Origin of the sequence: Oligoflexus tunisiensis (assembly GCF_001748245.1) — a bacterium.
GTDB lineage: Bacteria > Bdellovibrionota_B > Oligoflexia > Oligoflexales > Oligoflexaceae > Oligoflexus > Oligoflexus tunisiensis.
This window is the reverse complement of sequence record NZ_BDFO01000001.1, coordinates 5,200,071-5,213,768: the sequence shown is the minus strand read 5'-3', so window position 1 is coordinate 5,213,768 and position 13,698 is coordinate 5,200,071. Positions and strand designations below refer to the sequence as shown.

At 54.3% G+C, this 13,698-nt stretch carries 12 protein-coding genes; 8 read left to right on the top strand and 4 right to left on the bottom strand.

What is annotated here, in order from left to right:
* Positions 1 to 26: 26 nt before the first annotated feature.
* Both OLTU_RS21480 and glnII read right to left on the bottom strand, forming a co-directional pair.
* Positions 27 to 1,001: a trypsin-like serine protease gene (locus tag OLTU_RS21480; RefSeq protein WP_141734802.1), complete on the bottom strand. Its 975-nt coding sequence runs from the start codon at positions 999 to 1,001 to the stop codon at positions 27 to 29.
* A 130-nt stretch (positions 1,002 to 1,131) separates the two neighbouring features.
* Complete coding sequence (glnII, locus tag OLTU_RS21475) at positions 1,132 to 2,124, bottom strand: glutamine synthetase GlnII (protein WP_141736838.1); 993 nt, start codon at positions 2,122 to 2,124, stop codon at positions 1,132 to 1,134.
* A gap of 307 nt (positions 2,125 to 2,431) precedes the next feature.
* Here glnII and OLTU_RS21470 point away from each other — a divergent pair, with 307 nt between their 5' ends.
* Positions 2,432 to 2,695, top strand: a complete 264-nt coding sequence (locus OLTU_RS21470; protein WP_141734801.1) for a hypothetical protein — start codon at positions 2,432 to 2,434, stop codon at positions 2,693 to 2,695.
* Between the two features lie 78 nt (positions 2,696 to 2,773).
* On the opposite strand, the gene OLTU_RS21465 is transcribed toward OLTU_RS21470, so the two are convergent.
* Positions 2,774 to 3,823: an alkaline phosphatase D family protein gene (locus OLTU_RS21465; protein WP_141734800.1), complete on the bottom strand. Its 1,050-nt coding sequence runs from the start codon at positions 3,821 to 3,823 to the stop codon at positions 2,774 to 2,776.
* Positions 3,824 to 3,910: 87 nt separating this feature from the next.
* Between OLTU_RS21465 and OLTU_RS21460 the strand changes: the two genes are divergently transcribed.
* The 6 genes from OLTU_RS21460 to OLTU_RS21435 all read left to right on the top strand — a co-directional run bounded on the left by OLTU_RS21460 (position 3,911) and on the right by OLTU_RS21435 (position 11,157).
* Entirely contained in the window at positions 3,911 to 4,396 is a 486-nt protein-coding gene (locus OLTU_RS21460) for a glutathione peroxidase (RefSeq protein ID WP_141734799.1), read from the top strand.
* 75 nt (positions 4,397 to 4,471) lie between these two features.
* Positions 4,472 to 4,807: a hypothetical protein gene (locus tag OLTU_RS21455; protein ID WP_141734798.1), complete on the top strand. Its 336-nt coding sequence runs from the start codon at positions 4,472 to 4,474 to the stop codon at positions 4,805 to 4,807.
* A gap of 149 nt (positions 4,808 to 4,956) precedes the next feature.
* The gene (locus OLTU_RS21450) at positions 4,957 to 5,763 is read left to right on the top strand and encodes a trypsin-like serine protease (RefSeq protein ID WP_176736832.1); all 807 of its coding nucleotides are present in this window, start codon (positions 4,957 to 4,959) and stop codon (positions 5,761 to 5,763) included.
* Between the two features lie 134 nt (positions 5,764 to 5,897).
* Positions 5,898 to 9,341 (top strand): hypothetical protein, encoded by a 3,444-nt coding sequence (locus OLTU_RS21445; protein ID WP_141734796.1) that lies wholly within the window; start codon positions 5,898 to 5,900, stop codon positions 9,339 to 9,341.
* 110 nt (positions 9,342 to 9,451) lie between these two features.
* Positions 9,452 to 10,048: a YceI family protein gene (locus OLTU_RS21440; protein WP_141734795.1), complete on the top strand. Its 597-nt coding sequence runs from the start codon at positions 9,452 to 9,454 to the stop codon at positions 10,046 to 10,048.
* Positions 10,045 to 11,157: a hypothetical protein gene (locus tag OLTU_RS21435; protein ID WP_141734794.1), complete on the top strand. Its 1,113-nt coding sequence runs from the start codon at positions 10,045 to 10,047 to the stop codon at positions 11,155 to 11,157. The genes OLTU_RS21440 and OLTU_RS21435 overlap by 4 nt, the downstream gene beginning before the upstream one ends.
* A 16-nt stretch (positions 11,158 to 11,173) precedes the next feature.
* Here the strand turns inward: OLTU_RS21435 and OLTU_RS21430 are convergent, their stop codons facing one another.
* A complete protein-coding gene (locus OLTU_RS21430; protein WP_141734793.1) occupies positions 11,174 to 11,551 on the bottom strand; it encodes a hypothetical protein in 378 nt (125 codons plus the stop codon).
* A gap of 149 nt (positions 11,552 to 11,700) precedes the next feature.
* On the opposite strand from OLTU_RS21430, the gene OLTU_RS21425 reads away from it, so the two are divergent.
* The gene (locus OLTU_RS21425; RefSeq protein WP_141734792.1) at positions 11,701 to 13,668 is read left to right on the top strand and encodes a sensor histidine kinase; all 1,968 of its coding nucleotides are present in this window, start codon (positions 11,701 to 11,703) and stop codon (positions 13,666 to 13,668) included.
* The last annotated feature ends 30 nt before the right edge of the window (positions 13,669 to 13,698 follow it).

Here is a 13,698-nt window from a genome sequence, read left to right as displayed (position 1 = left end):
CGGAAATCGCCTCAGACGCCTGTGATTCATTTTGAATCACACGCGACCGTTGGGTTCACAGAAGCCACCAAACCCTGATGCGGTTGATTCAGATTTTTGTAGGCACACGCTAACCAGGATTGATAGCGCGTTAGATCCATCAGAGTCCCGCCGCCCGACTCGCAGGAATAATCGGTATTCCGGCCGGGTCCCGTGGTGGAACCAATCAAAAGCAGACAGGAACTGGCGGAATCCACGACAAAAGTCGGGCCTCCGGAATCACCAAAGCAGGCACCGCGTCCTTCACCGCTCGCAATCTGCAGTTCCATCAGGCCGGATTCGATCCGGCTTAAACGCGTTTCCACCAGAGTCAAGGGACGTCGTGATTTGTCATCGCTGCCATAGGCACCATAGCCCGAAACAATCACGGGCATTCCGGCTTGTATTTCCTCGGGCCGCGCAAGATTCACCGGCACCAGATAGGACGGCAGCGTGCCGCGAAAGGTCAGCGCCGCTACATCATAGATGGGCTGGTTCAGATAGCCCTGATCATTCGCCAGGATGCCGACATACTGCGGGTGCACCTTGATGCCGTTCATCTGGAGTTTTTCCTGGGTTTTACCGTCCACGCCGCTGGCAATTTTGATTTCTGAAGGGTCCTTGACTTCGGCGACACAGTGAGCGGCCGTGACCAGATGCTGGGGGCCGATCAGTGTGGCCGTACAGTATTTCTGGCCGCGAATGAGGAGTTTTATGGTCGCTGCTGCCACCTGTGACTTTTCGCTGACAACCTGGCCGCCTACAATTTTGTAGGGTGCCAATCCCTGACAGGATTTTCGCGGGGCAAATGACGCGCTGGCATCACCGCTCCCGCCTGACTTCTGCAGCTCGGACGCCGCGAAGCCTTCCGGGCCTGGCTTGTCTTCCTTGCCACCGGTCTTGCGACAGCCATACATTCCGACCGTCATGAGACTGAGAAAAAGAAAAATCATACCGATCGGCAAGATATGTCGCTCGCGCATAGGACCTCCAGGCTTCGGTCCCTCCTGATCGGCTGATCCGGCCAAAAAAAAGAGTTTCGATTGTAAGCTTTTGATTTTCAAAGGTGAGGCAGGTCGAATAGCCCCGCCCCTGTGAGGCGGAGCGGGAGATTTAGATGCGACTGCAGACGGTTTCGGTAATCAGCTGGGTGACCACATAGGGATCACAGTTGGCTGCGGGACGCCGGTCCTCGATATAGCCGTAGCCATCGCGGGCCACCTGCCACGGAATGCGAACCGAGGCACCACGGTCGGACACACCGTATTTATACTCACGCCAGGAGCAGGTTTCATGGTTGCCGGTCAGGCGCTCCTCGATGCCGGCGCCGTAGTTGCTGATGTGAAGCTCATGGCGTTCCCCCAGGACCTGAGCGGCCTGGACGCATTTGTCATAGGACTCGCGCATGGCGATCGTCGAAAAGTTGGTATGACAGCCGGCACCATTCCAATCGCCTTTGACGGGCTTGGGTTCATAACTTACATGAACACCGTATTTCTCGGCGATACGGGCCAGAAGCCAGCGCGCCACCACCATTTGATCGGAGACGGCGGAGGCACTCAAAGGTCCGACTTGAAATTCCCATTGGGCGGGCATCACTTCGGCATTGATTCCGGAAATTTTCAAACCCGCGGCCAGACAGGCCGTCAGATGCTCCTCCACCAGCTCGCGGCCATAAACATAATCGCCGCCGACGCTGCAATAATAAGGACCCTGCGGCGCGGGAAAGCCCTGCTCCGGCCAGCCGAGCGGACGACCATCCTTGAAGAGCGTGTATTCCTGCTCCAGACCAAACCACATGCCATGATCGCTGTAGCGACTTTCCGTAGCGACACACTTGGCGCGTGTGTTGCTGAGATGCGGTTCCATATCGCTCGTCAAAACTTCACAGACGACGAGTTTGTGGGCGCCGCCGCGGATGGGATCCGGGCAGGAAAAGACCGGTTTCAGCACGCAGTCGGAGGACTTGCCTGGTGCCTGGTTGGTGCTGGACCCATCGAAACCCCAAATGGGCAGTTCCGCGCCGGCTTCCACGATTTTGGTTTTGGAACGCAAAAGGGGAGTCGGTTTGGTGCCATCGATCCAAATGTATTCGGCTTTGATCATGCTCATAAGGGTTCCTCTGCAAAAAGTTTGCGGGTGACGGTATCTGACGCTTGGATGGCGACAGAGTCCGAAGAGCAGCTTACGTGCCACCTGCGATTGCCACTTGAAAACCTTTGAAAATGCTGCAAAAATTTTGAAACGGCCAAAGTTTCGCGGGCAGGAGGGCGGATTAAAGCCACATTCTGGTAGGAAATGCTCGTGTGAAACTACCGCAAGGTGCGGCCTATTCTTTCACGGATTGATCTTGGCGATCCCACACTTTTGGTTTAAGAAGGGAACCTAGGTCTTTGTCTTTCGAGAGGTAAACATGTCGAAGAAGTTTGATGCAGAAGCTTATGTCGCAAGATGGGATGCCAAAGTCGTTCCGGCTATGATCGCCTGGATTACCGTTTCCCTGGTCCTGGCTGTCATCCTGAATATCGCCACCCGCCCGGACTGCTTGCGTCATGAATATATCTTCTGCGGGACAGAGGCCATGCAGCACGGACATGAAGAAGGAGCCGAAGGCTCTGAAGCTGGCAAAGCCGGCCACGGTGGTGAAGAAGGTGCTCACGGCACCCAGCCTCACTGATCCCATTTCCTCAGGGCGAGCTTCCTTGGCGAACGCTCGCTTCTCTTTGCCTGCCAAATTTTTTCACAACAAAACATTTCAACGCGCCAGCGGCACCTTCTGCTGAAGGATCGGCGCACGGTTGATGTCCCGCACTTCCAGGGATACGGCGGGCGGCGAGCTTTTCCAATCAATCTGCAGCATGCCGTAATTCAAACGCGTGAGGAGTGGTCCCACCCGCAGACTGTTGGGGCTCACGGCATCCGTGGCCTCCTGATAACTATGGGTCAGACCGCTCGAGGTGATTTCCCACAGCGTTTTGCCTGAAGGCAGATCGAGTTTGGAAAGTTCCGCCAGATGCCGATCACCGCTGATGATGATGATATTGGGGTAAGGCGCGCGGGCCAGGAGATCGATCAAGCGCTGACGCGCGGCGGGCCAATCCGCCCATTTCTCGTAACGATGATCGGCGGGCAGAACCTGCGTGCCGGAGACCAGCAGAAGGAGCTCTGCATCCTGGGTGAGCATTTCCTTTTCCAGCCACTGCCACTGCTCTGCTCCCAGGATATCGGCTTGCGCGCCCGGACTGTCGCGATTGTATCGATTGTCGGTGAGCAGCACCTTGACCCTTTTTCCTTCGGGGCCGAAGCGATAGCGGGTATAAATTCCCGATTGCTGACGCCGTGGGGAATTCTTCGGTTCATTCACAAAATCCAAAAAGAGCTGCATCGAAGCCGCGCGCGTCGGATATTCACGCCCGCTGTTTTTTTCCCCATAGTCGTGATCGTCCCAGGTCCCGATCACCTGCACGCCACTGGCCAGAAAACTCGCATAGTCCGGCTGCTGCAGCTGGGCGGCATATTTCTGGGAAAGAACGGCCGGATCGCGGCTGTCGCCATAGATCACATCACCGGTCCAGATCCAGAGCTGGGGCTTTTCCAGAGCCAGCTGCCGAAACAGCGGCTGAGGCAGGTCGACTTTATTGCAGGAACCGAAAGCAATGGATTGCAGCAGCTCCGGACTTTCCTTGGGCGGGACACGCGTTGCGGATGCATCCAGCGCCACTGGAGGCCGCTGAGTATCTGTTGCATGGGTGCACGCACCCAAAAACCACGGCAGAGCCAGCCACAGGACCAGGCGATTCAACATAAGAGCTCCAAAATAGTTCTGGCCATGAGTTCGCAAAACCAATTACCTTGGTCTGCGTAAAAACCAACGAGTTTGGAGTCAAAGATTATGGCAGCAATTCATGATTTTGAAGTGAAAACCATCGATGGTGTGAAGACGACGCTGAAGCCCTATCAAGGCAAGGTGATGCTCATCGTCAATGTTGCCAGCGCCTGTGGGCTGACACCGCAGTACAAAGGTTTACAGGAACTCTACAACGAGTTTCACGACAAGGGTTTCGAGGTGCTTGGTTTTCCTTGTAATCAGTTTGGCGCACAGGAACCCGGTACGGAGAGCGAAATCAAGAATTTTTGCAGCACGCGCTTTGATGTCAACTTTCCGATGTTCAGCAAGATCGAGGTGAACGGGGACAAGGCGCATCCTTTGTATCAGTATCTGAAGAAGGAAAAAGCCGGCAAGGACGGCAATCCTGATATCGAGTGGAATTTTGCGAAGTTTCTGGTAGATGACCAGGGGCGTGTGGTGGAACGGTTTCCAGCCCGCACCGATCCGTCTGAAATTAAAAGTCGCGTGGCGGAATTGCTCAAGCACTAAGCCCGCTGCGTCTCTGCCTCGCCACATATGGAAATGTGGGCTATAATCTCTTCAAAAAAGATAGGAGGCCCCTCCATGATGCGACTCTTGATTTTGGGACTTGGACTGCTTGGATATACGGCCTGCAGCACTCTGGGTGGCGGGAGCGGACCCAATGGCGAACGTCTGGAAATGACTGGCCTTGAGGAAATGTCTCTCGAATATATCAAAACCAAATGGGGTGAACCTGAAAGCAATATTCCCAAAGGCGAAGGTCGCGTCGTGCATTATAAGAATATTCGCAGTCAGGACGAGGATCCGGTGACACGCAAGGTTACCGTGAAATACTGCGAAGTGCGTCTCGATCTGACCAAAGAGATGCTGGTCAAAAGCTGGGAGTATGAGAACTGCAAAGTCGCTAATCTTCCATAAAAGCAGCGATTTTGATTAAGTTTTAAGAAATGGACAACCGGCCAGTTTCTTCCCAAACTGAGCGCAGTTTTTAGCCTCGGTTTATATTTTTTGTCCACGGGTCTGCGCAAACCGCGGCTGGACAAGCCTTGATGGGAAGGAAATGGACGATGCATAAAGTCAGTGGGATTGTGAAAGGCACCCTGGTCCTGGGTGTCCTTGGTCTGACCACAGCCTGTGGTGTGGCCCCTGCCGATCGTAGCGAAGTGAAAGTCACCAACGGCCGTGAAGTGGCTGAGTCTGAATACCCTTCCGTGGTTATGCTCTATGATAGCGTGCAAGGCGGCATCTGCACGGGCACCTTTATCACGCCCACGGTGGTGTTGACCGCCGCGCACTGCTCCATGGCAGGCGAGGTGGATGCGGACGGCATCGTGGATCTGGAACTCGCCATCGTAAGAATCGTTGACCATGAAAACAAACAAGCCGAGCTGGTGGCAACGTCGACGCGTATCGTTCGCAATCCGCTATGGGATGCGAATGGCCGCAATGTAAACAAGTATGACCTCAGTTTGGTCACCTTCCCCGAAGGCACCGCGCAGGGTATCAGCGAGCTGGCGCCCACGGCGGCGAAAGCCCGGGATACCTTTACGATCGTCGGTTATGGACTCAATCAAACGAAGGATATGAGCAACGGCGAAAGCGCGGGTATGAAACGCGAAGGTGTCAACACCGTGACCGCCGTCCGCGATGGCTTCATTCAATTCACAGGCAAGGATGCGACCACCACCGGCGATGGTACCGATTCATCGTCGGCGTCCGGCGACAGCGGCGGTCCGCTCTTTATTGATGGCAAGGTTGCTGGCGTAACCTCAGGCGGCGGTTGGGGTGGCTTCGGTCGCGCCCGTTCGATGTATATCGATCTGTGGTCGTCTGAATCCCGCGCTTTCCTTGGGAAACATCTGGAACTGGATTAAGGATAAACGTTTCATCTCAGTCTATGAGTGGAAACCTCCGGCTTCGCTGGAGGTTTTTTTTATGGGCGGACTTCAACATTTGTGCTAATGGACACGCCATGATGTGTCGGAAGCCTTCGAAAATGGGGAATGCCATGCCCTGCAAAGTTCTGCTCTTATGCTTTGTCCTGGTCTCCTGCCAGGCGAACTGGAACAACAGCCTCGATCAAGTGGCTGTGACGTGCGGGATCAGCCGCGAGGACTCGCAAAAAAATTATCTGCAGATTCTGGACGAAGCGGGGCAGTCTCTCTCAGGATCGCAGGTCTCAACTCTGGTTGCGGAGTTTCGGGATGCATCGGGCCAGCGCACCGAGCTGCGTCCCACGGCGGGTGGCTGTGTGGAAATTCCGGATAAACTGGGGGAATTGGCCGTCGTGGATAGTCGGAGCAAGGCGGCTGTGTATTGGAAACGGGAGGGGGCGGTGGAGCGATTCCCGGGCCGTCGTTTAATTGGAAAGCCTGTTTTTACCTTCGAAACGCTGTGCCAGGGGGGAAATCAGTTTGCTCATACGCAGCTGAAGAGAGACTGGAGTGTGACGGCTCATGGTTCCATGCAGAATGTTCGCCTGCTGGTGCAGGCTCGCAATGTGCATGATGAGCGGGCGACCGTACTTTACACGAAGGAGTTTGGTGAGGAACTCGCCTTACCGGAAACCTGGTCAACAGGTGTGCTGCCTGAAGGGCAGTATCAGCTGGAAGTTTTTCAGCATGATCTGACTGATGGATTGGAGCAGGCGCCCCGGCTGGTGAGTTTTCCGGCTCAGTGTCCTCTCACGGTGCTGCATCACGCGCCGACGCTTTTGGGTTTGGCGGACGGGACGCGGGAGATCGATGTCGTGGATCTGGATGAGGGGCTGGCGTGGAAGCCTTCGGGGGAGCATGCGGAGCTTTTTGTTTGTATGGAGGAACGGTCAACGTTGCCGCAGGATCTTCAGAATGGCAATGCCTGCCAGGCTGTGGCTCAGTGTCAGAATCCTGCGAATTTTCAGCCTCTGAAAAGCATGCACAACGAACATGAGGGCCTCTTCAATGTTTTCGCCTTTGCCAAGGATCGTGCCGACAATCAAGGGGCGACGAGCTGCCGAACGGTGATTTTTTCAAACAAGGCTCCCGATTTCGATGTGCGGTGGAACAAGGATCGCTGGAATCGCGATGGATTTGTTCTCGATGAAGAAGTGCCAATCCTTAAGGCCCAGGTGAGTGGGCTTTATCATGAGGATATTCCCCTCGAGCAGCTTGAGGCGTCTCTTGAGTGCCGGGCGGAAATCATTCTGCGGAGCGTGGAAACTGTGACGACACCAAGCGTGACCTGTACGGCAGGTCGCTGCAAGGGTCTCCCGCTCGATACGTTTCGACCTTGTGATGCCGCCCTTGGTATTGGCATTTTCCAATACTGGCGTTCCAGCTATAGCCATCATGCGACGCTCCGGGTTCACGTGCGTGCCACTGACAGGGCCGGCCATGAGCGCAGAAAAACCTTGAATCTCGTGCTGGATAGTGAGCATTGGCAGCGTTTTCCCATTGAACTCCCGCCAGGTATTGAGCTGCCGCCTTATCAGCTGGCGGAAGATGCGGAAGGGAATCTTCTGGGTCTGGCGGGGGAGAAGGTCGGAATTTGGAAGGATGGGAACTTCATAAATATTTCCCCCGGACCGGGTCTTGTCGAATCCGTCCGCACCCGGGATAATGGCATTTATTTCTTCAAAGGCGAAAAACCCGATGCGCTGCAGGTCATGCGGTGGCATCAAGGGGATTGGCAGCCTGTGGGTGAGCCCTTGAATTTTGACGATAAGTATCCCAGCGTCGCGATCCATCCCGAGAAAGGTTTTTGGCTCTACTCGCCGCAGCTTGCCTGGCTCATACAGGACCATCAGATTCAGAAAACGTCCCTGTTACCGGAATTTTTCAATCGGGAAACACAGCTTTCTGTGGACCAAACAGGACGGATATGGGCATTTTTTGAGAATTACGTCTATTCCTTGGACCGTGAGGATCAGTGGCAAAAGCTGGAAGTGCCAAAATCCAATGATAGAGACGATACTGTCCAGTATCGTTACCTCGTGGATCGCTTTGGGCATCTTTGGATGATAGCTTCTGATCATCAATCGTCCCCGCCTCTTCTGAAGGAAATTGTTCGTTGGGACAATGGACAGTCCGTATCCTATCCTGATTTGGTCCGTAAAGTTTCCCACGCCACCCGTATGGCTGATTCCTTTGTTCTGGATGCAGATTTTACAGCGATGATAGGCAATTTCCGTTGGTCTGAACAAACTCTTTCCTGGAATATTCATCCTCTTTTCGAGGGTATTCCCGATCATGTGGATGCTGCCGTATTTTGGAATGCGCGCGACATGGCCTTCACCACCCTGGAAGGGCGATCCTACCTGGAACATAATGGGGAATTGAAGCAGTTGCCGCTGTCCATGTCCCTGGGGGAATCGCCCTTTATCACAAAAACCGGAGATGTCTTTGTCACGGGCTTTGATTCCTTTGCACGTTATCACAGAAGACCCTGGATCAACCGCAATGCCGATCGGGACGATATGGAAAATGTGATCGGCTTATGGATGGGAGTTCACGGAAAGATGCGGGCCTGCAGCCGATCGCTCAAGGTCTGGGAACTCAGTGATGGAATCTGGATCAGCCGCATGGATGTCAGTGACATGGACAGCGGCATGGTGTTTTCGTGTTACGAAGACAGAGCTTCCAACCTCTTCATGCACACCAGCAGAGCCTTCTGGGTGCAGGCGGTGGGGAGTGACCAACCGCGGAGGATTGCAGATTCGGCCAAAGGCAAAGGGTCGCCCGAATTCTTTGAAGATCGGACCGGTATCGTTTGGTTTACGTGTCTGAATCCGGAAGGGAATGCCGCCCTCTGTGCCTATGAAAAGGATGCCGTGTCCTACTTCCCCTTGCCGCAACCTTCATTCCCGGATGATGGCGGCCGCCTCTGTGGCATTGATACGGGTGCAACTCTCTACTTCAGCAATAATAATTTCTCGGTCACCTTTCAGCGAAAAACCCGCCAGCTGGCGGAGTGGGACCAGAACAACACAGTATTCCCGGATGAGTCCCGTCTTTCCGTCGATGGCTGCTACCGCGTGGATGGATCCACTATTCTGATTGCTGCGGATGAAAGCTATTACCTTTGGAATAGCCAGAATCAAAGGCTGCAGATTCTGAATGAATTTGATTCCGGTTTCAGCGAAGCCTATATCATGCCCGAACAGGAACTCTTTCTGCCGTCAGCGGATGGCTTTTTGTATCTTATGGCTTTGGAGGCCGATTCAGAACCTGCCGAACCCAAACTTCTGTCAGAAAAACTCAACCGCGGTCATGTCTTCCGCCTGGCCCCCGATGGGTCGTTGACAGAAGTTCTGAGCCCTTCCCTCCGGGTGCGGGCCTTTGATCAGAGTCACGAAATGCCGCAAATGCTTTTTACCGATCGTTATGGCATGCTTTGGGGATTGTCAATAAGTTCGCTATACTGGACGCACAGGCTGATTCAATTCACAGATCCTTGGGCTGTCGGGTATTGAGTGCAATTTCATCAGTGGAGTCCGCGTGAAATTGCGCTTGCCTTGGACCTGTGGATTCAGCTTAAACAAGAAACTCAGGCCTTGCGCCCCGATTCAACAGGAGTAAATCCATGCGGCATGTCCAATTGATCGCTCGCAGTCTCGTCTTTGCCGGCTTTATGATTCAAAGCTCGGTGTCCCACGCAGCAGGTGTCACGGTTACTCTTATACCCGAAGAATCGGCAGTCCATTACGAGGCCAAGGCTGGGGTTTTAAAGTTTGACGGCGATGGCACTGGTGTCAAAGGCAGTTTCAAGATTTCGGGTCCGAAAGCGATTGAAGGTTATGCGACATTCCCTCTGTCGACTCTGAAAGGCCAGTTCGAGAAACGTGATAATACTATGAAAGAGGAAGTTTTTGTCGTCAAACAGTATCCTGAGGCGAAATTTGTCGCCACGGATCTGCCGTGGAAAGATCCCAGCCAGGTTTTGAAACAGGAGACGGATAAAGCGCCGTTCTCGGGAAAAATTACAATTCGAGGTGTGGAAAATCCTGTTAGTGGACACGTCTTTACACAGGTTGTAGGTGACAAAGTTAAATACACGTTCAATTTCGATGTGGATCTGTCTAAACATGGCGTGGAGAAACTTCCAAGTTTCGCCGGCGTCCACGTTAAACCCATTGTGACGGTGACAGTGACAACCCATGCCAAGGTGGTAGTAAAGTGAGGCTACTTTTTTTAGTGTCCTGGATGGCGAGCCTGCTTTTGGTTTCAGGCCTCGCTCAGGCGTTTCCTGATACTGTCCGCCATGGTTATGCGAGCTGCGCAGCTTGTCATGTGAGTGTCGCGGGTGGTGGAACACTGACAGCTTATGGTCGTGCGCTGGCCGCCGAATTCATGAGCACCTGGGCCCGCGAGGACGAGGGCCTTCCGCTCCACGGCGGCGTGAAAAAAATCCCGGACGCCCTCCTCATCGGCGGTGGTTTCCGTTCCGTCCAGACTTACACCGACAACCCTAAATTCCGTCAGGGCCGCTACTTTCTCATGCAGTCCGATGTGGAGCTTGGGTGGTCCACCGAGCGACTCACATTCCTGGCCAGCTTCGGTCGTGATATCAATTTGCCCGATGACCATGATGACGACGAATGGGTCAGCGCCCGGCATTACCTGGCTGTGAATATCAACGATAATTTGAGTGTCCGGGTCGGCAAGTTCATGAAGAACTATGGCCTCAGCATCCCCAACCACACGGCTCAAATTCGCGGGGGACTCGGCTGGGAGGAATTTTCGGAAACTTATAACGCCGAGGTCAATTATCTCACCGAGAACTATGTCCTCTCCTTTACCGGCATCGGGGGACGGCCCGATGACGACGACGAGGAAAGTGAAAAAGGCTTTACCGCCTCCGGTCAGATTCTGCACCTCGATCCCAACATCCGCCTCGGCGCCAGCTACTTCGCAGGACGCGCCACCGATGAAACCAATCGCGAAATCTTCGGGCCGCATTTCACCTGGGGCGTGACGAAACGCATTTTTCTGCTTGGAGAATACGATTGGGTACGCCTGGCACCCAAAACCGGCGAGCTGATTGAAGGTTATGTGACCTATACGCAAGCCGGGATCGAAGTGGTCCGCGGGCTGGATCTGACGATCATGCATGAGATGAAGAAAAATGATCGCCAGGAAAAGAAAATCGCCTTTCAAGGCTACGGACCCGGCCTGCGCTGGCAACCGCGGCCTCACTTTATCCTGACGGGACAGTGGCAGAAGCAGAGGACTCCGCAGTACGCAAAGCTCGTCGACAGTGCCTGGCTGGTGATGCAGTACTGGCTTTGAAAAAAGGGCCGGAAGGTTACTCCGGCGCCCCCTGTTCAATCCAGGCGCCGAGTAGCGCCCGTAGATTGGCGCTGAGGATATCCCCCTTCGGCATGCGGGTCGAATCCACGGTGGAAAGCCGAATGGCAACCAGCTGCTCTTTCACTGCCGAATAGCTTTCCAAATTCACTCCCCCTTCATTGCCACCGCCCACGGAATGACAGCCGTGACAGCTGGGCTGCAGAATTTTCGAGTAGATCTCGGCAAAGGTTACCGGCGCGGATGGATCGACCGTCACCTGGTCCGCGTCATCATCCTGGTCCTTTTCCTCTTTGAAATTACAGCCACTCAAGGGTGCTGCGACCAGGAGCACACTCAAAAGAAAGCGCCGGCTGGTGGCGACAGATAAAACCATGGTTCCCCTCCTGGGCTCGGTTGATTCTTACAAAAAGATAAACTTATTAACCGGTTGATTCCACGAATTTTAATGAGACGGCTGAACCCGCGGATGCGGCTGTTTGCGGCCCCCCTCGGGGTCCCATTCCATCCGCCGATAGGCGCAACATGCGCATTCTGTTTTTTTATATCCTGTGCTTCTTTGCAAGTGTTTTCGCCCAGGCGAAGGTCCCGCTTTATGCTCAGGAAGCCCTGCGCGTTCCCCCTCACAGCCGCATCGATGTCCGTTATCGGGATCAGGTTCGCCTGCTCCGGGACGAGAACGATCGCTGGCGGAGCCAGGCGGATCAGCTTCTGACGCAGACCTGGTCGCAGCCCACAACCCATCAGTCGCTGAATATGGGGTTTGCGGATGGGACGCTCTGGGTTCGCTTTCATCTCGTCGTGGACGCGGAGACACCACCGCGTCTTGTTCTATCCATGAAGGAATCCAGTCTGAACTGGGTGACCCTTTATCAGGTGGTGCAGGGTCAGCTCCAGGTCGCCGCCCGTGGGGGAAGTTCGCTTCCTCCACACGAACGTTCCATTCACAGTTCAGGCATTCACCTCCTCGTCGAAAATCATGGGCCCGGCTCCTATGAGTATATCCTGGGTGTCCAGGCCCAGGGTGGAATTCAGGACGCCTCGTTCACCTTGCAACCCGCCAACCTCTGGATCACGCAAAGGCTGACGCCCTCCCTGGTTTTTCAGGGCATATTTTATGGACTTTTGCTCGCTCTCATCATTTCCAATGCCATGACCTGGTATCTGACCCGCCAGCGCGTTTATCTCTATTATGCAACCTATGTAGGCAGTCTTCTGGCCGTGGTCGCCAACTTCGAAGGCGTTCTGGACTGGCTTTGGCCCTGGCCTTCCAGTGGCGGCTGGATCCATTTTACACCGATTTTTTCCAGCTGCGTGGCCGTCAGTCTTTTACTGATGCTGAAAAGTTTTTACCAGGCCGATATCCGTTTTCCGAAATTGGCCCGCGTCTTTAATGTTTGCATTGCCGTGAATATTCTGCCAGGCCTTCTGAACACTCTGGACCAAACCCGTCTCGCCAATCAGCTGGTCAATATTCAAACCATACCGGGCATCATCCTCGTCGTGGCCACCGGCTGGTATGTGTGGCGGAAAGGCTTCCGTCCGGCGCTGTCGATGATGGTGGCCCGCCTGGTCATGCTCACCTTTACCTCCATCATGCTTTTGAAACTTTTTAATGTTTTGCCTTCCAATCTCTTCACCGACTATGCCTTTCACCTCGGCATCATCCTGGAGATGGTGATCGTTTCCTTTGGGCTGGCGCAGCGGCTGAAAAACCTGGAATCCGAGAAGAATCAGGCGGAGCAGAAGGAACGGCTCGCCACCGTGCGCCTCGACTGGTTCAATACCCTGGTCCGCGTGATCACGCATGATATGTCCACACCCATTTCCATCATCGCCACCTCCGCCGACCTTGAATTGCGGCGCTGCAAGACTTCCGGCGCCTCGACGCACAACCTTGAACGCATCCAGCGTGCGGTGCAACAGCAGAACAATCTGGTTGGACACGTGCGCGAAATGATTGCCGTCACCACCGGCAAGAAAGTTCTCCGCTGTGTGCCGATCGAATTGCAGGGAATCCTGGACGGTCTTGTCCTGAATTTTTCCGAAGGCCTCGAAACCAAACAATTGACCGTGCAGCTGGACCAGCCGGGTGAGCCTCTTTACATGCTGGGAGAGGCCACAGCTCTGGAGCATACGATCCTCGGCAATTTCATGTCGAATGCCATCAAGTTTTCGAGACCAGGTGGCGTCATTCGCATCCAGCTGCAGCGCGATCAGGAGGAGGTCGTGATCCGCTTTGAAGATAATGGCATCGGCATTCCTCCTGGCCTGATCGATAAACTCTTTGATCCCACGCAGGCCACATCGCGCCCGGGCACCGCCAACGAAAACGGAACCGGTTTTGGCCTGCCTATCGCTCATGTTTATATCGAACAGTTTAATGGTACGGTCACCGTTCAATCGCGAACGGAAAACTCTGCCGGAACTGTTTTTGAAATCCGTTTTCCCTTGTGCGCACCCATCGCCCATCATGCCCGCGCCTCCGCTTAAGGGAGAGCAGGCACGTCCAAAATACCTGTA